The 24026-nt window shown below is 66.7% G+C and carries 23 protein-coding genes; 16 read left to right on the top strand and 7 right to left on the bottom strand.

Features of this window, described 5'->3' with window-relative positions; translation table 11 throughout:
• Positions 1-90 precede the first annotated feature (90 nt).
• The gene (locus ABUE31_RS13375) at positions 91-1509 is read right to left on the bottom strand and encodes a S8 family serine peptidase (protein WP_367724099.1); all 1419 of its coding nucleotides are present in this window, start codon (positions 1507-1509) and stop codon (positions 91-93) included.
• Positions 1510-1749: 240 nt separating this feature from the next.
• On the opposite strand from ABUE31_RS13375, the gene ABUE31_RS13370 reads away from it, so the two are divergent.
• From ABUE31_RS13370 to ABUE31_RS13350, 5 genes are all read left to right on the top strand, one after another.
• Positions 1750-2286: an RNA polymerase sigma factor gene (locus ABUE31_RS13370; RefSeq protein WP_367724098.1), complete on the top strand. Its 537-nt coding sequence runs from the start codon at positions 1750-1752 to the stop codon at positions 2284-2286.
• Positions 2286-3062: an anti-sigma factor family protein gene (locus ABUE31_RS13365; protein ID WP_367724097.1), complete on the top strand. Its 777-nt coding sequence runs from the start codon at positions 2286-2288 to the stop codon at positions 3060-3062. The genes ABUE31_RS13370 and ABUE31_RS13365 overlap by 1 nt, the downstream gene beginning before the upstream one ends.
• Positions 3063-3149: 87 nt before the next feature.
• The gene (locus ABUE31_RS13360; protein WP_367724185.1) at positions 3150-3626 is read left to right on the top strand and encodes a MarR family winged helix-turn-helix transcriptional regulator; all 477 of its coding nucleotides are present in this window, start codon (positions 3150-3152) and stop codon (positions 3624-3626) included.
• Complete coding sequence (locus ABUE31_RS13355) at positions 3623-4801, top strand: HlyD family secretion protein (protein ID WP_367724096.1); 1179 nt, start codon at positions 3623-3625, stop codon at positions 4799-4801. Before ABUE31_RS13360 ends, ABUE31_RS13355 begins: the two co-directional genes overlap by 4 nt.
• Positions 4802-4843: 42 nt before the next feature.
• Positions 4844-6385, top strand: coding sequence for a DHA2 family efflux MFS transporter permease subunit (locus ABUE31_RS13350; protein WP_367724095.1), 1542 nt, complete (start codon positions 4844-4846; stop codon positions 6383-6385).
• 35 nt (positions 6386-6420) lie between these two features.
• On the opposite strand, the gene ABUE31_RS13345 is transcribed toward ABUE31_RS13350, so the two are convergent.
• The 3 genes from ABUE31_RS13345 to ABUE31_RS13335 all read right to left on the bottom strand — a co-directional run bounded on the left by ABUE31_RS13345 (position 6421) and on the right by ABUE31_RS13335 (position 11673).
• Positions 6421-8376: a TadE/TadG family type IV pilus assembly protein gene (locus ABUE31_RS13345; protein WP_367724094.1), complete on the bottom strand. Its 1956-nt coding sequence runs from the start codon at positions 8374-8376 to the stop codon at positions 6421-6423.
• A gap of 35 nt (positions 8377-8411) precedes the next feature.
• Positions 8412-10358, bottom strand: a complete 1947-nt coding sequence (locus ABUE31_RS13340; RefSeq protein ID WP_367724093.1) for a pilus assembly protein — start codon at positions 10356-10358, stop codon at positions 8412-8414.
• A 142-nt stretch (positions 10359-10500) separates the two neighbouring features.
• Entirely contained in the window at positions 10501-11673 is a 1173-nt protein-coding gene (locus ABUE31_RS13335; protein ID WP_367724092.1) for an EAL domain-containing protein, read from the bottom strand.
• A gap of 181 nt (positions 11674-11854) precedes the next feature.
• Here ABUE31_RS13335 and ABUE31_RS13330 point away from each other — a divergent pair, with 181 nt between their 5' ends.
• Positions 11855-12715 carry a TIGR01459 family HAD-type hydrolase gene (locus tag ABUE31_RS13330; protein WP_367724091.1) on the top strand — a complete coding sequence of 287 codons (861 nt, stop codon included), beginning with the start codon at positions 11855-11857 and terminating at the stop codon, positions 12713-12715.
• Between the two features lie 11 nt (positions 12716-12726).
• Complete coding sequence (locus ABUE31_RS13325) at positions 12727-13710, top strand: bifunctional riboflavin kinase/FAD synthetase (protein ID WP_367724090.1); 984 nt, start codon at positions 12727-12729, stop codon at positions 13708-13710.
• Here ABUE31_RS13325 and ABUE31_RS13320 read toward each other — a convergent pair whose 3' ends face one another.
• Positions 13711-14286: an HdeD family acid-resistance protein gene (locus tag ABUE31_RS13320; protein WP_367724089.1), complete on the bottom strand. Its 576-nt coding sequence runs from the start codon at positions 14284-14286 to the stop codon at positions 13711-13713. It abuts the gene before it with no gap.
• A gap of 181 nt (positions 14287-14467) precedes the next feature.
• On the opposite strand from ABUE31_RS13320, the gene ABUE31_RS13315 reads away from it, so the two are divergent.
• The 3 genes from ABUE31_RS13315 (at position 14468) to ABUE31_RS13305 (ending at position 16829) form a co-directional block, all read left to right on the top strand.
• On the top strand, positions 14468-15283 hold the full coding sequence (locus ABUE31_RS13315; RefSeq protein WP_367724088.1) for a MipA/OmpV family protein: 816 nt from the start codon (positions 14468-14470) through the stop codon (positions 15281-15283).
• Between the two features lie 108 nt (positions 15284-15391).
• A complete protein-coding gene (gene fabI / locus ABUE31_RS13310) occupies positions 15392-16210 on the top strand; it encodes an enoyl-ACP reductase FabI (RefSeq protein WP_367724087.1) in 819 nt (272 codons plus the stop codon).
• Between the two features lie 37 nt (positions 16211-16247).
• Positions 16248-16829 carry a histidine phosphatase family protein gene (locus tag ABUE31_RS13305; RefSeq protein ID WP_367724086.1) on the top strand — a complete coding sequence of 194 codons (582 nt, stop codon included), beginning with the start codon at positions 16248-16250 and terminating at the stop codon, positions 16827-16829.
• Positions 16830-16832: 3 nt separating this feature from the next.
• Here ABUE31_RS13305 and ABUE31_RS13300 read toward each other — a convergent pair whose 3' ends face one another.
• Entirely contained in the window at positions 16833-17087 is a 255-nt protein-coding gene (locus tag ABUE31_RS13300; protein WP_367724085.1) for a DUF1344 domain-containing protein, read from the bottom strand.
• A 300-nt stretch (positions 17088-17387) separates the two neighbouring features.
• On the opposite strand from ABUE31_RS13300, the gene aroC reads away from it, so the two are divergent.
• A complete protein-coding gene (gene aroC / locus ABUE31_RS13295; protein WP_367724084.1) occupies positions 17388-18482 on the top strand; it encodes a chorismate synthase in 1095 nt (364 codons plus the stop codon).
• Between the two features lie 104 nt (positions 18483-18586).
• The gene (gene ribB, locus ABUE31_RS13290; protein WP_367724083.1) at positions 18587-19681 is read left to right on the top strand and encodes a 3,4-dihydroxy-2-butanone-4-phosphate synthase; all 1095 of its coding nucleotides are present in this window, start codon (positions 18587-18589) and stop codon (positions 19679-19681) included.
• Positions 19682-19725: 44 nt separating this feature from the next.
• Here ribB and ABUE31_RS13285 read toward each other — a convergent pair whose 3' ends face one another.
• On the bottom strand, positions 19726-20949 hold the full coding sequence (locus ABUE31_RS13285; protein ID WP_367724082.1) for an MFS transporter: 1224 nt from the start codon (positions 20947-20949) through the stop codon (positions 19726-19728).
• A 132-nt stretch (positions 20950-21081) separates the two neighbouring features.
• Here ABUE31_RS13285 and ABUE31_RS13280 point away from each other — a divergent pair, with 132 nt between their 5' ends.
• From ABUE31_RS13280 to ABUE31_RS13265, 4 genes are all read left to right on the top strand, one after another.
• The gene (locus ABUE31_RS13280) at positions 21082-21687 is read left to right on the top strand and encodes a TetR/AcrR family transcriptional regulator (protein ID WP_367724081.1); all 606 of its coding nucleotides are present in this window, start codon (positions 21082-21084) and stop codon (positions 21685-21687) included.
• Between the two features lie 57 nt (positions 21688-21744).
• Positions 21745-22719: a hypothetical protein gene (locus tag ABUE31_RS13275; RefSeq protein WP_367724080.1), complete on the top strand. Its 975-nt coding sequence runs from the start codon at positions 21745-21747 to the stop codon at positions 22717-22719.
• Positions 22720-22807: 88 nt separating this feature from the next.
• On the top strand, positions 22808-23734 hold the full coding sequence (locus ABUE31_RS13270; RefSeq protein WP_367724079.1) for a histone deacetylase family protein: 927 nt from the start codon (positions 22808-22810) through the stop codon (positions 23732-23734).
• Between the two features lie 2 nt (positions 23735-23736).
• Positions 23737-23988, top strand: a complete 252-nt coding sequence (locus ABUE31_RS13265; protein ID WP_367724078.1) for an exodeoxyribonuclease VII small subunit — start codon at positions 23737-23739, stop codon at positions 23986-23988.
• The last annotated feature ends 38 nt before the right edge of the window (positions 23989-24026 follow it).

Below are 24026 nucleotides of genomic sequence, written 5' to 3'. Positions count from 1 at the left end.
CACTCACTTGGAGTGAGTGCTAACGCGCCGCTGAGATAGGCGCTCGCGATTGGGCTGTCAAGAATTCCCGGCCGGGAAATCGCCGGCCCGTCAGGCCTTTTCGGCGGCGGCGCAGGCGGCGCTGACATTGATCAGCCCCCAGCCGAAAGTCGCGTCCTTCCCGGGCTCGCCGAGATCCTCGGCCGACTGGCCGAGCGCCGCGACGATGTCGGATGAGGTGGCGTCCGGATTGGCCGATTTCAAGAGGGCCGCGGCGGCCGTGACGAAGGGCGCGGCGAAAGACGTGCCGGTCTTCGTGCGGGCGCCGGAAACGGAGGCCGCCGTCCACACGTCGACGCCGGGGGCGGCCAGGTCGATGTGTTCGCCGCGGGCCGCCCGGCGGTAGACGCGCCGGTTGCGGTCGACCGCCGTCACCGCGATAACGCCGTCATAGGCGGCGGGATAGGCCGGGGGGGCCTTCGGTCCGCCATTCCCGGCGGCCGCCACGATCACCATGCCGTCCGCCGCCAGCGACCCGAGCAGGCGTTCGAAGACCACGTTGGGCGGCCCCGCGAGGCTCATGTTCGCGACCTTGATGCCGCGGCGGTCGAGCAGGTCGAGCGCGCGGATGAGTTCGACGACGCCGGTGCGGTCGTCGCGCCGGCCGCCCCGGTGGAACGCGTCGACGGCGACGATCTTCGCCCCCGGCAGGAGCCCGGGTGCGCGGCTGTCGGCGGCGCCCGCGAGAAGGGCGGCGACCGCGGTGCCATGCTGCTTTCCTGACGCCGGCAGGGTGGCGTCCGACAGCCTGACGACCTCGATCTGACCGCCGGCGAAGGCCGCGTGGTCTGGGTTGATCGCGGTATCGACGAGGCCGATGGTGGCCGAACCGCTGCAGCCGGCCGGAAGGTCGGACATGCCCGGCCAGCCGATCAGGCTGGTGGATGCGCAGCCCGGCCCGGCGCATTCCGAGCCCTGCTCGGACCGGTAGTAGTGCGAGAAGTCTGCGGTCGACTGCGGCGCGGCGGCCGCGACGACGTCGCGCGCCGCCTCGAGCTCGGTCCCCTCGGGAATGCGCAGGCGCAGAACCTCGCCGCCGAAGCCGACGATATCGGCCCGCTCGATCACCGAAAAGCCGCCCGTTTCGAGCGCCGCGAGCTGGGCGGCGGTCAGTCCGGTGGCGACGATCTCGTCGGGCGCGCGGTCGGGCAGGGGCTCGCTGCGCCGGGGACGCGTCTGCCGCCGTTCGTTGCGCGGCATCAGGCGGTCGGTCAGCTTGCGGAAAAGATTGGGAAGGGGCGTTCTGGCGGCCGGGGCGCCGGCGCTGTCGCCGGATTTGCCCGGCCGACCCGAACTGCCGCCGCCGCCATCGTCCCCGTCGTCGCCATCGTCTCCATCGTCATCATCGGCGTAGGAAGGCGCCGGGCCGAAATCGGGCAGCCCGTTGCCGGACAACTGCGGCTCTGCGACCAGCGCCAGCGCCACCCAGAGCGGCAGAAGCTTTCGGGATTTCAGCCAGTCGGCAGTCATGGTCGGATCCTCACATCCAGCGTATCGCATCAGTCGTCGTCGCGGCGGGCGTGGTCATCGCCAAAGCGCCTGCGGTTTCAGCAATGAGTTGACTATGCTCACGATTTCCTCACATTCCGGCGGCCGACGGTCAACCGTTGACCGTCCGCCCTCACGCGCCGGACTGTGCGGGAAAACGGGGCCGTGCCGGGATTATTCCCGAAAAAGTGAATCGGGTGTCTCGATGGACTGCCAGGAACGATGACGGGAAAGCACGTTGAGGACCAGCTCGTCGCCTTTCTGCCGAACCTGCGCCGGTTCGCAGTCTCGCTCTGTCGGTCGCGCGACCATGCCGACGACCTCGTCCAGGCGGCCTGCGAACGGGCGCTCGCCAGCGCGCTGACCTTCCAGGAAGGCACGCGCTTCGACGCCTGGATGTTCCGGATACTTAGGAACCTCTGGATCGACGACGGGCGCCGCCGCAGGACCGCCGGGCCGCAGGAGGACATCGACGCCCACCACGAACTGGCGGCACGCGGGTCGGGAGAGGCCGAGGCCGAGACGCGTCTGACGCTGAAAAGCGTCGCCGCCGCGATCGACGACCTCTCGGAGGAACAGCGCGAGGTGCTGCTTCTCGTCTGCGTGGAGGAGCTTGCCTACAAGGAGGCCGCCGAGGTGCTGGACGTGCCGATCGGCACCGTGATGAGCCGGCTTGCGCGGGCGCGGCGCAATCTTGCCGAGGCAACGGGAATAACGGCGACGCCGGAACGTTCTGCAGTCGCCAAGGGGACCGGATGATGAGCGGCGAACAATTCTCTGACGACATGCTGATGCGATTCGCCGACGGCGAACTCGCCGACGAGGAGATGGCGGCGATCGAGCAGGCCATGGAGACCGACGACGACCTGGTCGCGCGGGTGGCGTTGTTCATCGAGACGAGGGCGCAGGCCAAGGCATCCCTCGCGCCCCTGCTGGCGGAACCGGTTCCCGAAAAGCTCGTGGCCGCGGTCGAGGGCATGATCGCGGCCAGCCGGGCGGAGCGCGAGACGCCGTCGTCGGTCGTGCCGTTCGCCGCGCCGAAGCCGGCCGCGAGGGCAAGTGCCCGGCATTGGACGCTGCCGCTCGCAGCGTCCATCGCCGCCGTCCTAGGCGGGCTTGCCGGCTACTGGGTCGCCGGTGACGGCGGGTCCGGGCCGGCCGGGCTCGCTGTGGCCGGCATTGTCAATCCTTCCGTCGGCGATGCGCTCAGGAACGTTCCCGCGGGCGGCGAAGTCGCGCTCGCCGGCGGCGGCCGCTTCCGCGCCATCGCGTCCTTCCGCGACGAGGCGGAGAACTTCTGTCGCGAGTTCGAACTGGACTCGGCAGGCAGCACGACGGTCGTCGCCGTCGCCTGCGATGCGGCCGGCGAATGGCGCGTCAGCTTCGCGGTCTCCGCGCCCGGCGACGCCGGCGGCTATGCGCCGGCCTCGTCGACCGAGGCGCTCGACGCCTATCTCACCGCAATCGAGGCCGGCGAGCCGCTTTCGTCCGACGCCGAAGCCGAGGCGCTGGAAGGGCTGCGGAAGGCCCGATAGCGCGCGACCGCTTGCCGCGACGGAATCTTTCCGGATCCAATCTGGTGAGATCTTGTTTAGTAAGCATGCTTATTATATATGCCGCTTATGGTTTCCGACGGCATCGACAGACTGGGCTTCCTGATTCACGACGCGGCGCGGCTCCTGCGCAAGCGTTTCGAGGCGAAGGGCAGTGCGTATGGCCTGTCGGCCGCGCAGTGGCGGCTGCTGGTCCGCCTGGTCAAGGAGGAAGGCGTCGCGCAGGCGAGGCTGGCCGAACTCCTCGAGATCGAGCCGATCAGCGTCTCGCGTCTGCTTGACCGGATGGAGGAGGGCGGCTGGATCGAGCGCCGCCAGGATGCCTCCGACCGGCGCGTCCGCATGATCTTCCCGACCGAGAAGAGCCGCGAGGCCTTCGCCGAAATCAAGAGCGTCGCCGGCGAGGTCTACGACCTTGCCCTGGCTGGACTGAGCGCGGACGAGAAGCAGACCCTGATCCGGTCCCTGAACACCATCATCGCCAATCTGTCGGAGGGCGATCCGCCCGCCGGACAGGCTGGCGGCAGCAAGGACAATGCGACATGAACGCCGTGGCGAAGATCAAGCAGGACCCGGCCGGCACCGAACCGGATGGCTCGCCGTCGGTCGAGCCGGTCCGGGCACCGGCGCCGATCCAGGCCGAACCCAAGGCGGCGCCGGCGCGCGCCCAGAGGCCGAAGCGTGGACGGCGCACGCTGGTGATGCTCGCCGTGCCGTTGGCGCTTGCCGTCGGCGGCGGCTATTTGTGGCTTGCCGGCGGGCGCTACGAGGAGACCGAAAACGCGAACCTGCGCCAGGCGAAGGTGACGGTCTCGGCCGAGGCCGCCGGCCGCATCACCGAAGTCGACATCGCCGACAATGCGGTGGTGAGGGCGGGCGACAAGCTGTTCGTGGTCGATCCAGAACCCTACCGGATCGCGCTCGGCCAGGCCGATGCGGCGCTCGCCGCGGCGCGCCTGAACGTCGAGCAGTTGAGGGCCGCATACGGCCAGGCGGTGGCCCAGGAGCGGGTCGCGGCCAGCGAAGTGACCTATCTCAAGTCGCAGTTCGAGCGCGCCGCCGACCTCGCCAAGAAGGGCATCAGCGCGCAGTCCTCGCTGGACGAGGCGGTGCGCGACCTGGCGCGCGCTGAGGAGCAGCACAGCGCGACCGTGCGGGGCATCGAGAGCGCCCGCGCGGGGCTCGGCGGCGATCCCGACATCGCCACCGACAGGCATCCGAGCGTGCTTGCCGCCCAGTCGGCGCGCGACAAGGCGGCCTTCGATCTCGCGCGGACCACAGTCGCCGCGCCGGCTGACGGCGTCATCAGCCAGGCGTCGTCCTTCCGGGTCGGCCAGTTCGTGTCGGCGGGGACGCCGCTGTTCAGCCTGGTCGAGACCGGCGACACCTGGGTCGAGGCGAACTTCAAGGAGACGCAGCTGACCAACATCAGGCCCGGCCAGCCGGCGGAGGTGACTCTGGACACCTATCCGGACGTGACCTTCCATGCGACGGTGGACAGCATCGGCGCCGGAACCGGCGCGGAGTTCTCGCTGCTGCCGGCGCAGAACGCCACCGGGAACTGGGTGAAGGTGACGCAGCGCATCCCGGTGCGGCTGAAGCTCGACACGGCGGGGACCGACGTGCCCGTCCGTACCGGCATGAGCGCCTCGGTCGAAGTGGACACCGGCGTCTCGCACAGCCTCGCGGGGCTGTTCGGGGTGGCTCGCGCCGCCCAGTAGCAGCCGGCCGACCCGGCGCGGCCTCCAGGAAAGCCAGGCCCCATGTTCGAAGTCAGGGCGATCGATCCCCGCAACGTGCCGCATCGCGGCCTGATCACCGTCTCGATCATGCTGGCGACGATCATGCAGGTGCTCGACACCACGATCGCCAACGTCGCGCTTCCCTCGATGACGGGCGATCTCGGGGCCTCCGCGGACACCATCAACTGGGTGCTGACATCCTATATCGTCGCCGCCGCGATCATGACGCCGGTGACCGGCTGGCTGTCCGACAAGGTCGGGCGCAAGCAGCTGTTCCTGGTGACCGTCGCCGGCTTCACGGCGATGTCGATGCTCTGCGGCGTCGCCTGGAGCCTCGAGAGCATGGTGGCCTTCCGGGTCCTGCAGGGCGTGTTCGGCGCGGCGATCGTGCCGCTGTCGCAGACGTTCCTGCTCGACATCAACCCGCGCGAGCGCCACGGCTCGGCGATGGCGCTGTGGGGCGCCGGCATCATGGTCGGCCCGATCGTCGGCCCGACGCTCGGCGGCTGGCTGACGGACAGCTTCAACTGGCGCTGGGTCTTCTTCATCAACCTCCCGGTCGGCATCATCGCCTTCGTCGGCTGCCTGGCCTACCTGCCGGCCGTGGCGAAACGCGTGCGCGGCTTCGACTTTTTCGGCTTCGCGATGCTGTCTCTCGGCGTCGGCGCGCTGCAGCTGATGCTGGACCGCGGCGCCGAAGTCGACTGGTTCTCGGCCGCCGAGATATGGCTCGAGCTCGGCCTGGCGCTGACCGGCTTCTGGGTCTTCATCGTCCACACCGTTACGGCCGAGCACCCGTTCATCGACCCGAAGATCTTCACCGACCGCAATTTCGTGACCGGGCTGGTCTTCATCTTCGTGGTCGGCATCATCCTGCTGGCCAGCCTCGCGCTGCTGCCGCCGATGCTCTCCAGGATCTTCGAGTATCCGACGATCACGACAGGGCTGGTGATGGCGCCGCGCGGCGTCGGCACGATGATCTCGATGATCGTCGTGGGCCGGATCATCCACCGCGTCGACCCGCGCGGCCTCGTCGTGCTCGGCCTCGTCCTCACGGCCTATTCGCTCTACGTCATGACCGGCTTCACGCCGCAGATGGACAGCTACATGATCATCGAGACCGGCGTCGTCCAGGGCCTGGGGCTCGGGCTGGTGTTCGTGCCGTTGTCGACCGTCGCCTTCGCCACGCTCGATCCCAGCCAGCGTACCGACGCGGCGAGCCTTTTCAGCCTGGTTCGCAACCTCGGCTCGTCGATCGGCATTTCGGTCGTGACGGTGGTCCTTACCCGCAACATCCAGATCAACCACGCCGAACTCGGCGCTGGCATGACGCCGTTCAACCAGAACCTGGCGCAGGCGATGCCGTCAGCCGTGGCCGGCGATCCGGCTGCCCTGGCGCGCCTCGACGGGCTGGTGAACCTGCAGGCGCTGATGGTGTCCTACGTGAACGACTTCAAGCTGATGATGATCGTGACGCTGTGCGCGCTGCCGCTGGTGCTGCTGCTGAAGAAGCCGGCGCCGGCCAGGGGAACCTCCGCCGCGCCTGCCGCCCACATGGACTGACCTGACCCGGTCGGAGTCTCCCGCCGACGCCTGGTTCAGCCGACGATGCGCAGGTTGGACAGTTCGTCGGCGATCTCCTTGAACTTGTCCGCGAGGTTGGAGCCGGTTGCGTTCCAGTAGAGCTTGGCCGGCTTGGTGGGATCGCTGGGATCCCTGCGGAAGCGGGAATCCGAGGCGCATTTCTTCATCGCCTCGATCGCCTTGTTCTCGCCAGCGATGCTCGTGCTCAAATCGAGCGAGACGGTCATCACCAGGACGTTGGCGGCCTTGGCGTTGTCGCAGACCTTCTCCATCTGCTCGTCGAGCGCGCTGGTGTAGTTCGACGACGAATAGTCGTACTGGCCGATTGCTCCGCTCGTCCCCATGAACATGCGCGTCGTGCCGGTGCCGTTGTAGCCGACGCCGGTGTATCCGTAGGCCGCGTAGGTGGACTTGTTGCCGGCCGGATCCTTGCTGGGCACGGAATAGGTGTTGGCGCCGTCGGTCAGGACGATGATGACCTTGTCGTTGCCCTTCTCGCTTTCCGGCCGCCCCTCGGTGAAGGGTGCGGTGCTGGAAATCGTGCGCCAGCCCCAGGCAGTTCCCTCCGGAATGTTGGTGTTGCCGTTGGCGTTCATCCTGTCGATGGCGCCCTTGATCGTGGCGAGCCCTTCCTCCGTGGTGACGTCGGTCAGCGGCGTGATCGGCGTCGCGGTGCAGCTGTAGCTCGGGCCGCTGCCCTGCGGCGACGTCGCCCCGTAAGGCCGGACCTCAAAGTACTTCTTCATGTTCTTCTGGCGGGTCTGGCCCGAAATGGATTCGGTGCCGTCGTTCCACCAGTTGTTCGAGGCGCCGAGGTTGTCGCGCGTTTCTCCTTCCACGTCCCAGCGGTCGCCGGGTTCGTCGGGCGCGAACATCGGTACGAACATCGTGGCCGGGTCACCGAAGCCGATGCCAGTGTTGGCCGTGCCGCCCTGCGCCGGCGCGTCGTTGACGTTGTAGGGGTAGGGGCGCGCCTCGACGCAGCCCTGCCAGCTTGCATAGGTCGAGATCGTCTCGTCGTAGTAGCCGGTCTCGCGCCATTCGCCGCGGCGGCAGGATCCGTTTTCCCACCAGCGCGTGCAGACCCATTCCTGGCCGGTGACGACCCATTCGCGGTCGCTGACCATCCGCATGTCGCGGTAGAGCGAAAAGCGCGACAGGACGCCGTTTTCCTCCGCGCCCCAGCCGCTTCCCTTCTTGTACCATATGCCGCCGACTTGCTGCGCCCCCTTGCCGGCGTCGTCGAGCCTGGTCCAGTCGAAGTTCTCGTGATGGACGGGCGACAGGCCCTCGACGTCCATCCAGGCCGCGTCGGCGTTGGCCGGCCCGACATTGACGGATGCGGCGAACGGGACCAACGAGAACTGGACGGGCTTGGCGACCTGCTTGACCTGTGCGGCCTGCAGCGCCAGCGTGTCGACGAGCTGCTTTGCCGCCGCCTTCAGCAGCGTCAGCCGCTTCTCGCCCGAACCCGAACCGTCCTCACTCATCGAGCCCGAGTTGTCGAGAACCAGCGCCACTTCCAGCGTGTTCTTCAGCCGGATCTCGCTCGTCTCGACGAAGCTGATCTCGTCGGGCCGGTCTTCCGCCGGAGTACCGAGCAGGTTGTGGAAGGTTGGCAGGAAGTACGGCTTGTAGTTGAGCACCGCCGACAGCTTCAGCGTGCCGCCGCCATACTGGTTGCTGGGCAGCTGGACGGTGAGCTGGGTGTCGGCCGGATCGACCGGGCCGAGGTTGGCCTGGAAGAAGTCGTTGGCATAGGCGATCAGCGCCTCTTCCGAGGCACCGCTGACGATCTGCCGCGCCGTGGCGACGCCCGCGGCGTCAAGGGCGTTGATCGTCGCCTGCTTCTGCCGGTTCATTTCGCTGAAATCGATGGCGATCGCCACGCTGCCCATGATCGGCAGCATCGCGATCCCCATCATCATCGCGTAGTTGCCGCCGCGGTCGCACAGGAATTTTCTGATCATGCTTTTCTGCGGTCCCGCCGCGGCTGTCGATGCTGTTATCCGACGATGCGCAGGTTCGAGAGTTCGTCCGCGATTTCCTTGAAGACCTTCGAGAGCGTCGCTCCGGTCGCGTTCCAGAACAGCTTCGCCGGATTGCCGTCGGGTCCCTTGCGGAAGCGCGAGTCCGACGCACAGCTCTTCAGTTCGGCGATCTGCTTCTTGTCCGCGGTCTTGGTCTCGTCGAGGTCGAGCGCGACGGTCATCATCAGGACGTTGGCGCCCTTGGCATTGGCGCAGATCGCGCGCATGTGCTCGTCGAGCGCGGCCTGGTAGTTGGAGGAGGTGAAGGTCGTCTTGCTGACGCTGGTTCCCTTGTAGAGGCGAGACGTCGTTTCGGTGTCCGGAAACTTGTGGCCTGCGTAGCCGTAGGCGGCGTAGGTCGTCTCGTTGCCGGCGTCGTCGTCTCCGCTCTGGTTGCCGTAGACGTTGGCGCCGTCCGTCAGCACGATCACGACCTTGTCGTTACCCTTCTCGTCGTTCGGGCGGCCCTCGGTGAACGGCTCGTTGCTCGACAGCATCCGCCAGCCCCAGGCCGTGCCTTCAGGTACGTTGGTGTTGTTGGTCGGCCGCATCGCGTCGATGGCGTCGAGGATGATCTGCTTGCTTGCCTCGACGGTGACGTCGGTCAGCGGCGTGACCGGGCTCGTCGTGCAGGAGTAGTTCGGGCCGTAGCCCGAGCCCGAGGAAGACGAGCCGTAGGGTTTCACCCGGAAGTACTTGCGCGCGTCGCGCTGGCGGTCGAGCACGCCCGTGTTGCCGTACTCCCAGTCCGCCCACCAGCTGTTGTTGTAGTCGAAGTCGCTGTTGCCGGCCGAAAGGTCGTTCACGTCGTCATGGTCGAGATCGCGCCAGCGGTTTCCGGCCTCGTCGGGGGCGAACATCGGTACGAACAGCGTTGCGGGCGTGCTGCTGTCGGGGGTCGCGTCGTTGGTGTTGTAGGGGTAGGGGCGCGCTTCCACGCAACCCTGCCAGGAGGCGAACTGGCTGGTCTCGTAGGTGTAGTCGTAGCTGTAGGAACGGCACGTGCCGTTGTTTCTCCAGCTGACGCAGTGGCGCGAGCCCGGAACTTCTTCGCGGTCGGTTTCCGCCAGCATGTCGGAGTAGAGGCTGAAGCGGGTGAGCGGCTGGTCCTTGGTCAGGCCCCACCCGTCGCCGCGCTTGTACCATACGGCGCCGACCTTTTCGGCCCAGCGGTCGCCGAGCTGGGCGCGGTTGGCGTAGGTCATCTTCGACCAGTCGAAATTCTCGTGGTGCATCGGCGAGACGCCCATCGTGTCCATCCAGGACTTGTCGTCACTGGCTGGAGCGATGTTCACCGAGGCCGAGAACGGAACCAGTGCGAACTGCACTGGCTTGGCGATCTGCTTCATCTGCGAGGCCTGCTTCGCAAGCGTCTCGACGAGTTCCTTCGAGGCCGTCCTCAGCAGCGCGATGCGCTTCTGGGTGGTGCCGGCGCCGTACTCGTCCATCGACCCCGAATTGTCGAGCACGAGCGCCACTTCCAGCGTGTTCTTCAGACGGATCTCGGCCTCGGCCTTGAAGCCGACATTGGGCGAGGACGACACGCGGTTGGTGAGCATGGCCGCGACCGGCAGGAAACGCGGTTCATAGGTCAGGTTTGCTTCCAGCTTGAGCGTGCCGCCGCCGTAATTGTTGTTGGGCAGGGTGACGATCAGCTGGGTCTTCGCCGGGTCCACGCCGCCGAGATTGGCTTCGAAGAAGTCCTTGGCATAGGCCTTGACGTCGGCTTCCGATGCGCCCTGCGCGATGCGCCTTGCGGTCGCGATGCCGGCCGCGTCGAGCGCGCTCATCGTGGCGGCGCGCTGATTGGAAAGTTCGGTATAGTCAATGCCGATCGCCAGGGCGCCCATGATGGGGACCATGGAAATCGCCGTGAGCATCACGTAGTTGCCACGTACATCCTTCAGGAACCGGCGGAACATGCCCAAGCACCCCTGCTCGACTGGTTGTCAGGGGAGCCAAAATTGCACAGATCCCTAAATTCCCGGTTTTGAATGCAGCTTCAAAACGCGGTGCCGGCTTTATCGCGCATTAACCAAGCCGCCAGGGCCGTCGGCAGAGGGGCTATGCCTCCAGCCGGCGCGGCGCGGACAGGCGGTCGCCGGTCATCAGGTCGATGCCCATGTCGATCAGGCTGACCGCGTCCTCTTCGCTCTGGACGTCGGTCGCGATCACGTCGATGCGCGCCTTCTCGGCCATTTCGACGATCGCAGCGCCGTTGGGCGCCCCCTTGCGCGTCTTCGCCCGGTCGAGAAGCCTGTCGGCGGCGACCTTGACCATGCCGACGCCGGAGCCCTTGACCGTCTCCAGTTCGTCGAGCGAGCCGGGCCAGTCCTCGGCGGCAAGGCGGATGCCCAGGCCAGACAGCTGGCCGAACACCTCGGTGTGTTCGGTGGATTGCAGGAGATCCTCGGGCATGGAGACGACGATCGAGCGCGCCAGCGATGGATGAAGCTTGAACGTGTCGAGCACGGCGGCGAGCTCCATCTTGTCGTCCAGCAGCGCATCGGAAACGGCGACGTGGAGCGGTTTCCTCTCGCTGATGTCGCCGAGGCCGCGGCGGATCGCTTCGGCCGCCGACACCATCGCGAGGCGCTCGAATGCCGCGGGGCGCACGTCGGCGACGTGGCCTTCCAGGCGTCGGATATCGACCGGCTTGCCTTCTTCCGGTTCGATGTGGAAGTGGACCTCGAACCCGCCTGCCTCGCCACGGCCGGGCGCAATGATCGGCTGCAGGCTGAGGTCGGCCTGCCCGCCGGCGACCATGCGCCTGATCGCGACATCCACTCCGCTGGCTTCCGCGGGCTCGGAAGCGGGCAACTGCGCCGGCTTGCCCTTGCGCGGGGAACTCCGGCGCGACGTCGCCTCGGTCGAAGCGTCCTCGGTCGGGACGCCGTCGTCGGCCTTGTGCTTTGTCGGTGCGGAAAGCTTCAGCGTCACCAGCGCGTTGAGATCGTCGAGCCGGGTGGCGTCGCGGTCGCCGCGCACGGACAAGTCCTTGATCGCCGCGTCCATCGAACGCGTCAGGCGCTCGAGTTCATGGGTGAGCAGCCGGGCCCGGTTGAACGCGCGGTAGGCGAGGGCGGCCGCGCCGAGGGAAAGCAGAAGCGTCGCCGACGACGTCACCAGGACGATATCGGCCGCCGGAAGGCCGCGGGCTATCGCGATCTGCAGCAGGAAGGTCACTCCCGCGCAGAAGGCCGCCGCCCCACCGATTGCCAACAAGATACGCTGCATGGAACGACTGTCTCTCCCTTGATAGCATTATGTTGCGGCGGACGATCTAAAGCAATCGGCTCGCCCACGCCGGGACTTTCGGTGGGGCCAGAATCGGCGGCGAAAGCGGGTGACAGCCGCCCGGGCATCGGTTAATCCGGTGGCCCGCCCGGAGTTCCCTTCCCATTGCAAAGATTTCTGGATGACTGACAGGCTAAACGTAATCGCGTCGCTGGACGAGATAAGCGGCCGCTATGCCGCGGTCCTTTGCGACGTCTGGGGCGTCGTCCACAACGGCATCCATGCGTTCGGGCCCGCGGTCGCGGCCCTCGAAGCGGCGCGCGGGCGGGGCGTCGCGGTCATCCTGATCACCAACTCGCCGCGCCCGCATGAAGGCGTCGAGGAGCAGTTCAAGACGATCGGCGTGCCGGACGCGGCATGGGACCGCATGGTCACCTCGGGCGACGTGACGCGCAACCTCGTCGCCGCCGGGCCGCGCCGGGTCTTTCATCTCGGTCCCGAGCGCGACATTGCCTTCTACGACGGCCTTGGCGTCGAACTGGTCGAGGAGTTCGAGGCGCACGGGGTGGTCTGCACCGGACTCGTCGACGACGAGATCGAGACGCCCGACGACTATCGCGAAATGCTGGCGCGCCTGCGCGCGCGCAACCTGCCGTTCGTCTGCGCCAATCCGGACATCATCGTCGAGCGGGGCGAGAAGGTGATCTGGTGCGCAGGGGCGCTGGCCCGCGACTACGCGCAATTGGGCGGCCGGACGCTGATCGCCGGCAAGCCGCATGCGCCGATCTACGAAGCGGCTTTCGCCGCCGCGGCCGAGGTGCTCGGTCGCGAAATCGGGCGCGAGGACGCACTGGCGATCGGCGACGGCATGCTGACCGACATCAAGGGCGCTTCCGACAACGGCATCGACGCGCTCTATATCTCGGGCGGTATCCATTGGCGCGACTACGGCCACCCGGACAATCCCGATCCCGACCGGCTGCAGGCGTTTCTCGACAGCCATGGCTTCCGGACGGTGGCGACGATGGCGAAACTGCGCTAGCTGAGCGGTCCATGGAGCAGGCGTTCCGCCATATCAAGGGAAACGCGGCACTCGAGGCCGCCCTGCGCGGCGGGGTGGTCGCGATCGGGAACTTCGACGGCGTGCACCGTGGCCACCAGTCGGTGCTGGAGCGTGCCCTCGAAGAAGCGCGCCGCCGGGACGCGCCGGCGCTGGCGCTGACATTCGAGCCGCATCCGCGGACGGTGTTCCGGCCGGAAATCCCGCTGTTCGTCCTGACGCCGCCGCCGATGAAGGCGAAGCTGCTCGCCGAACTCGGCTTCCAGGCGATGGTCGAGCAGCCGTTCACGCGCGAGTTTGCGTCGCTGTCGGCCGAAAGCTTCGTGACCGATGTACTGGAGGCGCGGCTGGGCGTCAGCCACGCCGTGACAGGCTTCGACTTCCACTTCGGCAAGAACCGGCAGGGCGGTCCCGCGTTCCTGATGGAAAGCGGCGAGCGGCACGGATTCGGCGTGACCCTGGTCGATGCTTTCCGAGACGAGGCTGCAGAAGTGGTGTCGTCGAGCCGCATTCGTGAACTGCTGATGGCCGGCGATGTCGTCGGCGCCGCCGGCCTGCTCGGATACCGCTTCACCGTCCAGGCGGAGGTCACCGGAGGCAAGAAGCTTGGCCGCACGCTCGGATATCCGACGGCCAACATGAGCCTGTCGGCAGACTTCGCGCTTGCGCATGGCATCTATGCCGTGCGTTTTCGCCGGCAGGACGGAACCCTGCACGACGGGGTTGCGAGTTTCGGCCGGCGTCCGACCGTGGACGAAAGCGGGTCGCCGCTGCTCGAAACCTTCCTTTTCGATTTTTCGGACGATCTCTACGGCGAGATTGCGAGCGTCTCGTTCTTCGGCTTCCTGCGCGGCGAGGAGAAATTCGACGGCCTCGACGCGCTGGTGGCGCAGATGAAGCGCGACGAGGCGGAGGCGAGGGCGGTTCTTGCGGGCGTCCGTCCGCTCTCGGAACTGGACGCCCGCATGACCTTCTAGCTAGCGCTGGTCACCGCTCTTCAACGCGAAGCCGAGCGCGATGCACGTCCATCCCTGGAAGATCAGGTCGATCGCCAGGAACATGCCGAGCACCCAGATGCTGTTGACCGGCCAGCCGATCGCGATGACGACGCCGGCGAGCAGGGTCACCAGCGCGGCGGCGATGATCCAGCCCGATCCCTTGTGCGACCAGTGCTTGTAGCCGATCCAGGCGCGTACCACGCCCGACGCCACGAGGCTCGCCGCCAGCAGCAGGGTCAGCACGCTCGACGCAAGCAGCGGGTTGGCGAAGGCGATGACGCCGGCCGCGGCATAGAGCAGGCCGCCAAGGAGCCACCAGAAGAAGCCGCCCCAGGACTTGACGCCGAAGGCGTGGGCGATCTCGAAGCCGCCGGCGATCAACATCATGAAACCGACCAGATAGACCGACGCGACGGTTGCCGCGAGCAGGTTTCCGATGGCGATCACGCCGACGATCAGCATGATTACCCCGAGGCCCACGAACCAGCCCCATTTGGAACGCAATTCCGCAACCCGTTCCTTGAGGATGTCGGGCAGATCTGAAGTCGATGTCATGTCATGTCCCTCCTTCGGAATGGCCCTGGAGGTCAGGGTTCCACGGCGGATGGTAGCGTCCCGCGCCGGTTGCGTCCACGGTGCTATGACGCTAGGGAAGAACGGTCCGCTTAATTCAAATTTTACGCAATCGGCCGAAACAGGGGCCGAGGCGCCTTTCCAGGCGCCGGCGGGGTGTCTCATGTCTCAGCGTTTCAGATCCACCGTCATGGCGGCCGCGTTGCTTGCGGTTCCGGGCTCGGCATGCGCCGGCGAGGGCGCCGGCCTGTTCGACTGGGTCAAGGGCGACTGGAAACTGATCGTCGGCGCGACCGGCATGGTGGCTCCCGATTTCGAGGGATCCAGGCACCGCATGTTCGGCGTCTCGCCGGTCATCTCGATCGGCAAGGCCGGGCCGGAGGCCCGCTTCACCTCGCGCAACGACGATATTTCGGTCTCGTTCTACGACAACGGCCGGTTGCGCGTCGGCGCCACCGGCAAGGTCATTCTCGGGCGTGACGAGGACGATTCCGACGACCTCAAGGGCCTCGATCCCGTGCGCTGGGGCGCCGAGATCGGCGGCTTCGCCGAGGTCTATCCGACCGACTGGCTGCGCGTGCGCGGCGAGTTGCGCCACGGCGTCCGGTCGCACAGCGGCATCGTCGCCGACGTCGCGGTCGACGCGTTCCTTAACGTCACCCCCTCGGTGCGGGTGTCGGGTGGTCCGCGCATGTCGTTCGCTTCGGCCGACTATTTCGACGCGTACTATGGCGTCAGCGCGTCGGAATCCGCCGAGTCCGGCCTGTCCCAGTACGATCCGGACGGCGGCCTGAAGTCGATCGGCGTCGGCGGCGCCTATGACTGGAAGGTGACCGACAAGTTCGTCACGAGCGTATTCAGCGAATACTCGCGCCTGATGGGCTCGGCGGCCGATTCCAGCCTCGTCAAGGAGCGCGGGTCGCCCAACCAGTTCACCTTCGGCATCTCGGCCGCCTACCGTTTCGATTTCACGATGTAGGCCCGCCGTCGGCCGGTCGTCGGTCCGATACGGCGGCGCTTAGCCGCTTGAAGGCGTCATATGCCTGTGCGATAGGCAACTTCGCGAGATGAGCACGGAGAATCCCACATGACGGTTGGTCAGGGCCTGATGGCCGGGAAAAAGGGCCTGATTCTTGGCGTGGCCAACAATCGCTCGATCGCCTGGGGCATCGCCAGGGCGTGCGCCGAGCAGGGCGCCGAACTCGCTCTGACCTACCAGGGCGATGCGCTGAAGAAGCGCGTGGAGCCGCTGGCCGCCGAGATCGGCGCCTTCGTCGCCGGCCATTGCGATGTCACCGACATGGCCAGCATCGACACCGTCTTCGCCGCGATCGAGAAGCAGTGGGGCAAGCTCGATTTCGTCGTCCACGCCATCGGCTTCTCCGACAAGGAAGAACTGACCGGCCGCTACGTCGACACCAGCCACGGCAATTTCCTCAAGACGATGGACATCTCGGTCTATTCGTTCACGGCCGTCGCACAGCGCGCCGAGAAGCTGATGCCCGATGGCGGCTCGCTGGTCACCATGACCTACTACGGCGCCGAGAAGGTGATGCCGAACTACAACGTGATGGGCGTCGCCAAGGCGGCGCTCGAGGCGAGCGTAAAATACCTCGCCGTCGACCTCGGCCCGAAGAAGATCCGCGTCAACGCCATCTCCGCCGGCCCGATCAAGACGCTCGCCGCCTCCGGGATCGACGACTTCCGCTACATCCTCAAGTGGAACGAGTACAACGCGCCGCTGCGCCGCACCGTCTCGATCGAGGAAGTCGGCGATGCCGGCCTGTATTTCCTGTCCGACCTGTCGCGCGGCGTGACCGGCGAGGTCCATCATGTCGATTCCGGCTACCACGTCGTCGGCATGAAGGCCGTAGACGCGCCCGATATCGCCACCGTCAAGGACTGAGGAACGCGGGCTGCCCGCGACGACAGGTTCCGCCAGCATGCCGCCGCTCTGCTATTTCGTGAGGCACGGAGAGACCGGCTGGAACGCGGAGCGTCGCCTGCAGGGCCAGGCTGACACCGACATCAGCGAACACGGCCGGGACCAGGCGGTCCGCAACGGCCGACGCCTCGCCGAACTGGTGGCCGACCCCGCTGAGTTCGACTTCGTGTCCAGCCCGCTCAGGCGCACGCGCGAGACGATGGAACTCGTGCGCACCGAAATGGGACTGCCCGCAAGAGGCTACCGCGTCGACAGCCGCATCATGGAGGTGCATTTCGGCGACTGGCAGGGGTTCACCTATCCGGAACTCGAAGCCCGTGCGCCGGGATCGACCGAGGCGCGGCTCGCCGACAAATGGGGGTTCGTGGCGCCGGGTGGCGAAAGCTACCAGATGCTGCTCGAGCGCATCCGGCCCTGGTTCGAGGCGCTCGACGGGAAGACCATCTGCGTCACCCATGGCGGGGTGATGCGCGTGCTGTTCAGGCTGATCGACGGCCTGCCGCAGGAAGAAGCCGCCAATCTGGAAATTCCGCAGGACCGCGTGCTGCGGCTGTCGCACGCAAGGCTGGAATGGCTTTGAGCCCTACTGCGGCAGTTCCATGTCGGTGATCAGGTTCTGGTCGCCGATCTTGTCATAGGCAAGCAGCACCTGCATGCCCTCCTGGATGGCGTCCATATCGAACTCGCCCGGCAGCTTGTAGGATTTCCCGTTTTCGAGCGTGATCGTCAGATTGTCCCGGTCGACGCTCTGGATCTTGCCTTCGGCTTCCGCCGCGAATGCAGGCGCGGCGCTCAGGACCATAAGGGCGGCGGCAAGGGCGCCTTTCAGGCTACGCATGATCGACCTCATCGTTACATTGCTTCTCGCATGGACGCGTCCGGTCCGTCGGCGAAGCAGAGCAGAAACACCCCGAATATGTCAAAACTAGAACCCGGCTTTTGCACCGGCTTCTTTGTCTCGGGCTGAAAGACATGCTTAGCCGGCCTTTGTTTCCGTTTGGCGACGCGCGTCCGGCGAGGCCGCGTAGCCCAGCCGGAGAAGGGTTCCGGCGGCGCGGCGCATGGGTTTGACCACTGCGGAAAAGGCCAATAGAAGGCATCCGTCGCCGGCGCAAAGCCGGGCAGGGCCGGGATTTTCATGTCGCACAACACTTTCGGGCACCTTTTCCGGGTCACCACCTGGGGTGAAAGCCACGGGCCGGCGCTAGGCTGCGTGGTCGACGGCTGTCCCCCCGGCATCCGCTTCACCAGGGCCGACATCCAGCGCGAGCTGGATCGGCGCCGTCCCGGCCAGTCGCGCTTCGTTACCCAGCGTCGCGAACCCGACGAGGTGAAGATCCTGTCCGGCGTCCTGGAGGACGGCGACGCGTTGGTCACCACCGGCACCCCGGTGTCGATGCTGATCGAGAATGTCGACCAGCGATCCAAGGACTACGGCGAGATCGCGAACCAGTACCGCCCGGGGCATGCGGACTTTGCCTACGAGGTGAAATACGGCGTGCGCGACCATCGCGGCGGCGGCCGCTCCTCGGCGCGCGAGACCGCGGCCCGGGTTGCGGCCGGCGCGCTGGCGCGCAGGGTCGTGCCGGGCATGGTGGTGCGCGGCGCGCTCGTCGCCATGGGCGAGAAGCAGGTCGACCGGGCCAACTGGAACTGGAACTTCGTCGGCGACGAGAATAATCCCTTCTTCACGCCGGACCCAGCGTCTGTCTCGGTCTTCGCCGACTATCTCGACAGCATCCGCAAGGCCGGCTCCTCGGTTGGCGCCGTCATCGAGATCGTCGCCGAGGGCGTGCCGGCCGGCCTTGGCGCGCCAATCTACGCCAAGCTCGACCAGGACATCGCCTCGGGGCTGATGTCGATCAACGCCGTCAAGGGCGTCGAGATCGGCAACGGCTTCGAGGCCGCACGCATCACCGGCGAGCAGAATGCCGACGAGATGCGCGCCAGCAACGACGGCAAGCCGGTGTTCCTGTCCAACAATGCCGGCGGCATCCTGGGCGGCATCTCGACCGGACAGGACATCGTCGCGCGCTTCGCCGTGAAGCCGACCTCGTCGATCCTGACGCCGCGCCGTTCCGTCGACCGCACGGGCGCGGACGTCGACGTCGTGACCAAGGGCCGCCACGACCCCTGCGTCGGCATCCGCGCCGTGCCGATCGGCGAGGCGATGGTTGCCTGCGCCATCGCGGACCACTATCTGCGGCACCGAGGACAAACTGGACGGCAGTAGGTGAGTAGCGAATTGAGTGAATAGAGGAAAATCGGCTGCAGTTCCCCACTCAATATTCCCTTGCTCCCCTATTCCCCCAATCCCCTGCGAGCGAAGCGAGCCCCATGCCCTACGATCAGAAGAAAGTCGTTGAAGCCCTGCGCGCCTTCGAGCGCGGCGAGATCGTCGTCGTCATGGACGATGACGGGCGGGAGAACGAGGGCGACCTGATCGTCGCCGCGGTTCACTGCACGCCCGAGAAGATGGCGTTCATCGTGCGCCACACGTCGGGCATCGTCTGCACGCCGATGACGCGAGAGGATGCGCGGCGGCTCAATCTCGGTCCGATGGTCGCCGACAACGATTCCGCGCACACCACGGCCTTCACCGTCAGCGTGGACTTCAAGCACGGCACGACCACCGGCATCTCCGCCGAGGATCGGACGCTCACCGTCCGCAACCTCGCAAACGGCAATGTCGGGGCGTCCGACTTCACGCGGCCGGGCCATATCTTCCCGCTGATCGCGCGCGAGGGCGGAGTGCTGATGCGTTCGGGCCATACCGAGGCCGCCGTCGACCTCTGCAAGCTGGCGAACCTGCCTTCGGTCGGCGTGATCTGCGAACTCGTCAACGACGACGGCACCGTCATGCGCGGGCCGCAGGTGACCGGCTTCGCCGAGAAGAACGGCCTGAAGCAGGTTTCGGTCGCCGACCTCATCGCCTACCGCCAGCGGCAGGAAACACTGATCGAGCGCGTCGAGACCTTTGACCTGGACACGCCGGGCGGCAAGGCCAAGGCCTTCGCCTACACCTTGCCCTGGGATCCCATGCAGCACCTGGCCGTCGTGTTCGGAGACATCCGCGACGGCGAGGAAGTTCCCGTCCGCCTGCATCCGGAAGAGGTGGTGCGCGACGTGTTCGGAGCGAGCCACCGCCTCGACGCGATCATGAAGACCATGGGCGAGAACCGGCGCGGCGTCATCGTCTACCTGCGCGAAGGGTCGGTCGGCGTCGGCCACCGCGACCGCAGCCGGCCGGGGCAGGGCGAAGGCCACGACGAGGCCCGCCGCCGCGAGAGCGAATGGCGCGAGATCGGGCTGGGCGCCCAGATTCTCAAGGACCTCGGCATTGGCTCGATCCGGTTGCTCACGTCGCGCGAGCGCCACTATGTCGGCCTGGAAGGGTTCGGCATCAGGATCGCGGCTACCGAGATCATCTGACAAAGAGAGCCCCGGCTACGCGCCGGGGCGTTTTTCTTGTGCCCTTACTCGGCGGGCTGGTGGGCCGGCGCCGGCATCGGCGCCTCGCGGTCCGCGCCGAGCGTCTTCTGCCCGAGCAGGACGGTCAGCAGGGCGATCGCGCCGGAAACGACCGACACCCAGAAGCCGTTCTGCGCGCCGAACGTATCGACGACCCAGCCGGTGGCGAATGCGCCGAACGCCATGCCGATGCCGATGCCGGTCATCACCCAGGTCACGCCTTCCGTCAGCATGGTTTCCGGCACGCGCCGCTCGATCAGCCCGAAGGCGGTGATGAAGGTCGGCGAGATAGCCAGGCCGCTGACGAACACGGCGAACGCGAGCAACGGCACCGTGTCGGCAAACAGCAGGGGCACCGTCGTGACCATGATGATGCCGACGGCGACGAGCAACTGGCGTTGCAGCGGCGTCTTCAGCGCGAGCGCGCCGAGGATCAGTCCGATGAAGAAGGAGCCGGCGGCATAGACGCCGATGACGAGGCTGGCGGCGCCCGGCTGTCCCAGTTCCTTGGTTATGGCGACGGAACTCACCTCGGCCGCCGAGAAGATCGCGCCGATGAAGATCAGGGCGAAGGTGATGATCTGCACCGCAGGCAATCTGATCGCCGAGCCGGTACTCGCCGTGGCCGCGGTGAGCCGAACGACCGGTTCGGTCGACCGCTGCGCGAGGAAAGCGGTCGTTCCAAACGCCAGGAACAGCGTGCTGACCAGCATGCCGGCTTCGGGGAAGAGGGCGACGGCGAGGCCGACCGAAAGCGATGCGCCCGCAATGTACATCATCTCGTCGGCCGCCGATTCGAAGGCGAAGGCGGTGTTCAATTGGGGTGTGTTGCGGAAGATCTCGGTCCAGCGCGCGCGGATCATCGCCGGCATTGAGGGCATCGTCGCCGCGAGGAAGGCGGAGACGAACAGCGTCCATACGGGCCAGCCGCGGTTCGAAGCGGCGATCAGCGCCAGGAAAGCGACGGCGGATAGCGCCGCGGCGGGCGCCACCACCGCCGTCTGGCCGAACCGGTCGACCATGCGGGAGATGTGCGGGGCGACGAGAGCGTTCGCCAGGGCGAATGTGGCGCCCACGGCGCCGGCGAGCCAGTACTCGCCATGCGTCTGCGACAGCATGGCGACGATGCCGATCGGCGCCATGGCAACCGGCAGCCGGGCCACGAAACCGGCCGCGGCGAAGCCTTTCGTGCCCCTGGCCCTGAAGATTTCGGCATAGGGATTGGACATTGGATCAACTCCTCGATATTCCGCTTCCGACGACTTACATACGGAGCGTATGTTGAGGCAGGTAAGTTCATACGTTGCGTATGTCAATTGGCATACGCGACGTATGTCGATTGGTGCAGACGGGAGCCGGACATGGCGCACAGACCGCGCGGCGACATGATCGCCGAGACCAGGAGCAAGCTGATCGCAGCCGCCCGCAAGGCGTTCGGAGCGGTCGGCTACGCCCAGGCTTCCATGGACGACTTCACCGCAGAGGCCGGCCTGACGCGGGGCGCGCTCTACCATCATTTCGGCGGCAAGAAGGGCCTCTTGGAGGCCGTCATCGCCCAGCTCGACCGGGAGATGTCGGAGCGGCTGAACGAGATTTCACGCAGGGCCGACAATCCGTGGCAGGGTTTCGTGGACGAATGCACCGCCTATATCGAGATGGCGCTCGAGCCGGAGATCCAGCGCATCGTGCACCGCGACGGCCCGGCCGTGCTCGGCGACCCCTTTCAATGGGCCAACCAGGACGGCTGCATCGGCGCGCTGATCAGGAATCTGACGGCGTTGAAGAAGGCAGGCTTCGTGCGGCCGGACATCGAGCCGGACGCAGCCGCGCGCATGATCAACGGCGCGTCGGTGCAGGCGGCCTTGTGGATCGCCAATTCGGAGGATCCCGAGGCAGTTTCGGCGAAGGCGGTCGCCGCGTTCCGGTCAATGCTCGAGGGTCTTCGCCCGGCCGAACGCGTCCAGTGACGCTACGGTAGATTTGCCGCTAAGCTCCCGACCTCTGATTCGAACGAGGGGCCTGGAATGTGGGACTTTGACATCGGCCGTACGATCGGCATCGTCGTGCGGACGTGGCCCTTCGTCGTCTTACGGATCGTCGTCTATTTCGGCATAACCGTGGCCTACGTCGTCTCGACCGGAGCCGGCGCAGGCATTGGCTACGGCGTCGGCCATGTCGGGGGCGAGGACGGGCCGCTCACCTTCGCCATGTGGGGCGGCATCTTCGGCTTCGGCCTGGTCTCGGTGCTGCTCTACTGGCTGCGCGAATACATCCTCTACATCGTCAAGGCCGGCCATATCGCGGTGATGGTCCACCTGATCGACGGACGCGTGGTTCCCGGCGGACAGGGGCAGATCGCCTACGCCCATTCCGTGGTGCGCGAGCGGTTCGCCGAAGCCAACGTGCTGTTCGTGCTGGACCAGTTGGTCAAGGGCGTGCTGCGGGTCGTCACCGGGCTGCTCGGCGGCGTTGCCGCCTTCCTGCCGATTCCCGGGCTTGATGGGCTGATGAAGTTCGTCAACGCCGTCATCCGGATGTCGCTCACCTATGTCGACGAGATCATCCTCGCCTACAACATCCGCACGGGCAGCACGGCGCCCTTCGAGACGGGAAGGCAGGGTGTCGTTCTCTACGCGCAGAACGCCCGCACCATGCTGAAGAACGCGGTCTGGCTGACAGTCATGACCTGGGTGCTCGGCGCCGTTGTCTTCGTCCTAACGCTCGCGCCGGCAGGTGCGATCCTCTATGCGATGCCGGGCGAACTCGCAGGCTGGGGCTTCGTCCTGGCCATCGTGTTCGCCTGGGCCTTCATTTCCGCCTTCGTCGAGCCCTTCGTGATTGCCGCCCTGATGCAGGTCTATTTCCGCGCCATCGAGGGGCAGCAGCCCGACCCGGCATGGGACATGCGGCTCGCCGACGCGTCGAAGCACTTCCGCGAACTCAAGGAACGCGCGGTTGCCTCGGTCGGCGGTTCGCGCTGGGGTTCCGGGCCGGCCTGAGCCGGCGCCGGGCGCCCTAAGCTGTGAACATCGGCCGCTGTCGCGTCGGCGGCGTGGAAAGCCAGGGCCGTCGCGCCTATATGGGGTCATGGTCACCCGCCTGTATTCCCACTCCATCTATCTGGAGCACCTGACGCCGCCGGGTCACCCGGAGCGGCCGGACCGCCTGCGCGCCATCGCGCGCATGCTGGACGACGAGAAGTTCCACGCGCTCGACCGGGTCGAGGCGCCGGAAGGCGATCCCGAGACGATCGTCTATGCGCATCCGAGGTCCTTCCTGGACAGCGTTCGCGCGCAGATACCCGAAACCGGCATCCACAGGGTCGATTCGGACACCATCGTCAGCCCCAAGAGCTGGCAGGCAGCGCTGACGGCGATCGGCGCGGCCAACGCCGCCGTCGACGATGTCTTCGCGCGCCGCGCCGACAACGTCTTCGTCGCCGCCCGTCCTCCCGGCCACCACGCCGAGAAGACGACGGCGATGGGCTTCTGCCTGTTCAACAATGCGGCTATCGCCGCGCGCCATGCTCAGAAGGCGCATGGGGCGGAACGCGTGGCCATCGTCGACTGGGACGTGCATCACGGCAACGGCACCCAGGACATCTTCTGGGACGATCCGAGCGTGCTCTTCTGCTCGACGCACCAGATGCCGCTCTATCCCGGCACGGGCGCCCTTTCGGAAACCGGCGCTGGCAACATCGTCAACGCGCCGCTGTCGCCCAACACCGGCAGCGAGGCCTTCCGCGAAGCCCTGGAGACGCGCGTGCTGCCGGCGATCGACCGCTTCGCGCCGGACCTGATCATCGTCTCCGCCGGCTTCGACGCCCACCACCGCGATCCGCTCGCCGAGATCAACCTGACCGAGGACGATTTCGACTGGGCGACGGGACGACTGATGGAAAGCGCTGGCCGTCACGCCAAGGGCAGGCTCGTCAGCCTGCTCGAGGGCGGTTACGATCTGCAGGGACTGGCTTTTTCGGTTGCGGCCCATGTCGGTCGCCTGATGAGGGGATGAACATGTCGAGCGAGGCGAATCAGGACATCGGGGCGATGAGCTTCGAGCAGGCGCTGGCAGCGCTCGAGAAGATCGTCGACGACCTCGAGCGGGGCGACGTGCCGCTCGACCAGTCGATCCGCATCTATGAGCGCGGCGAGGCGCTGAAGGCGCATTGCGACGGCCTGCTCAAGGCCGCCGAGGACAAGGTGGAGAAGATTCGCCTGTCGCGCGACGGCAAGCCGGCCGGCACGGAGTCGCTCGACGCCGAGTGATCCGGAGCGGGTGCCCCGCGCGCGGGCGCGCCCCGATA

The sequence above is a fragment of the Mesorhizobium marinum genome, from assembly GCF_040813675.1.
Classification (GTDB): domain Bacteria; phylum Pseudomonadota; class Alphaproteobacteria; order Rhizobiales; family Rhizobiaceae; genus Mesorhizobium_K; species Mesorhizobium_K marinum.
This window is presented reverse-complemented; position numbering and strand designations above follow the sequence as displayed.

Excerpts from the sequence above, each read along its gene's own strand:
- ABUE31_RS13270 (WP_367724079.1), top strand. The coding sequence starts at position 22,808 with ATGGTCACCCGCCTGTATTCCCACTCCATCTATCTGGAGCACCTGACG.
- ABUE31_RS13335 (WP_367724092.1), bottom strand. The coding sequence starts at position 11,673 with ATGCAGCGTATCTTGTTGGCAATCGGTGGGGCGGCGGCCTTCTGCGCG.
- ABUE31_RS13285 (WP_367724082.1), bottom strand. The coding sequence starts at position 20,949 with ATGTCCAATCCCTATGCCGAAATCTTCAGGGCCAGGGGCACGAAAGGC.
- ribB (WP_367724083.1), top strand. The coding sequence starts at position 18,587 with ATGCCCTACGATCAGAAGAAAGTCGTTGAAGCCCTGCGCGCCTTCGAG.
- ABUE31_RS13365 (WP_367724097.1), top strand. The coding sequence starts at position 2,286 with ATGAGCGGCGAACAATTCTCTGACGACATGCTGATGCGATTCGCCGAC.
- ABUE31_RS13305 (WP_367724086.1), top strand. The coding sequence starts at position 16,248 with ATGCCGCCGCTCTGCTATTTCGTGAGGCACGGAGAGACCGGCTGGAAC.
- ABUE31_RS13355 (WP_367724096.1), top strand. The coding sequence starts at position 3,623 with ATGAACGCCGTGGCGAAGATCAAGCAGGACCCGGCCGGCACCGAACCG.
- ABUE31_RS13350 (WP_367724095.1), top strand. The coding sequence starts at position 4,844 with ATGTTCGAAGTCAGGGCGATCGATCCCCGCAACGTGCCGCATCGCGGC.
- aroC (WP_367724084.1), top strand. The coding sequence starts at position 17,388 with ATGTCGCACAACACTTTCGGGCACCTTTTCCGGGTCACCACCTGGGGT.
- ABUE31_RS13280 (WP_367724081.1), top strand. The coding sequence starts at position 21,082 with ATGGCGCACAGACCGCGCGGCGACATGATCGCCGAGACCAGGAGCAAG.
- ABUE31_RS13320 (WP_367724089.1), bottom strand. The coding sequence starts at position 14,286 with ATGACATCGACTTCAGATCTGCCCGACATCCTCAAGGAACGGGTTGCG.
- ABUE31_RS13370 (WP_367724098.1), top strand. The coding sequence starts at position 1,750 with ATGACGGGAAAGCACGTTGAGGACCAGCTCGTCGCCTTTCTGCCGAAC.
- ABUE31_RS13315 (WP_367724088.1), top strand. The coding sequence starts at position 14,468 with ATGTCTCAGCGTTTCAGATCCACCGTCATGGCGGCCGCGTTGCTTGCG.
- ABUE31_RS13300 (WP_367724085.1), bottom strand. The coding sequence starts at position 17,087 with ATGCGTAGCCTGAAAGGCGCCCTTGCCGCCGCCCTTATGGTCCTGAGC.
- ABUE31_RS13275 (WP_367724080.1), top strand. The coding sequence starts at position 21,745 with ATGTGGGACTTTGACATCGGCCGTACGATCGGCATCGTCGTGCGGACG.
- ABUE31_RS13330 (WP_367724091.1), top strand. The coding sequence starts at position 11,855 with ATGACTGACAGGCTAAACGTAATCGCGTCGCTGGACGAGATAAGCGGC.
- ABUE31_RS13340 (WP_367724093.1), bottom strand. The coding sequence starts at position 10,358 with ATGTTCCGCCGGTTCCTGAAGGATGTACGTGGCAACTACGTGATGCTC.
- fabI (WP_367724087.1), top strand. The coding sequence starts at position 15,392 with ATGACGGTTGGTCAGGGCCTGATGGCCGGGAAAAAGGGCCTGATTCTT.
- ABUE31_RS13345 (WP_367724094.1), bottom strand. The coding sequence starts at position 8,376 with ATGATCAGAAAATTCCTGTGCGACCGCGGCGGCAACTACGCGATGATG.
- ABUE31_RS13325 (WP_367724090.1), top strand. The coding sequence starts at position 12,727 with ATGGAGCAGGCGTTCCGCCATATCAAGGGAAACGCGGCACTCGAGGCC.
- ABUE31_RS13265 (WP_367724078.1), top strand. The coding sequence starts at position 23,737 with ATGTCGAGCGAGGCGAATCAGGACATCGGGGCGATGAGCTTCGAGCAG.
- ABUE31_RS13360 (WP_367724185.1), top strand. The coding sequence starts at position 3,150 with ATGGTTTCCGACGGCATCGACAGACTGGGCTTCCTGATTCACGACGCG.
- ABUE31_RS13375 (WP_367724099.1), bottom strand. The coding sequence starts at position 1,509 with ATGACTGCCGACTGGCTGAAATCCCGAAAGCTTCTGCCGCTCTGGGTG.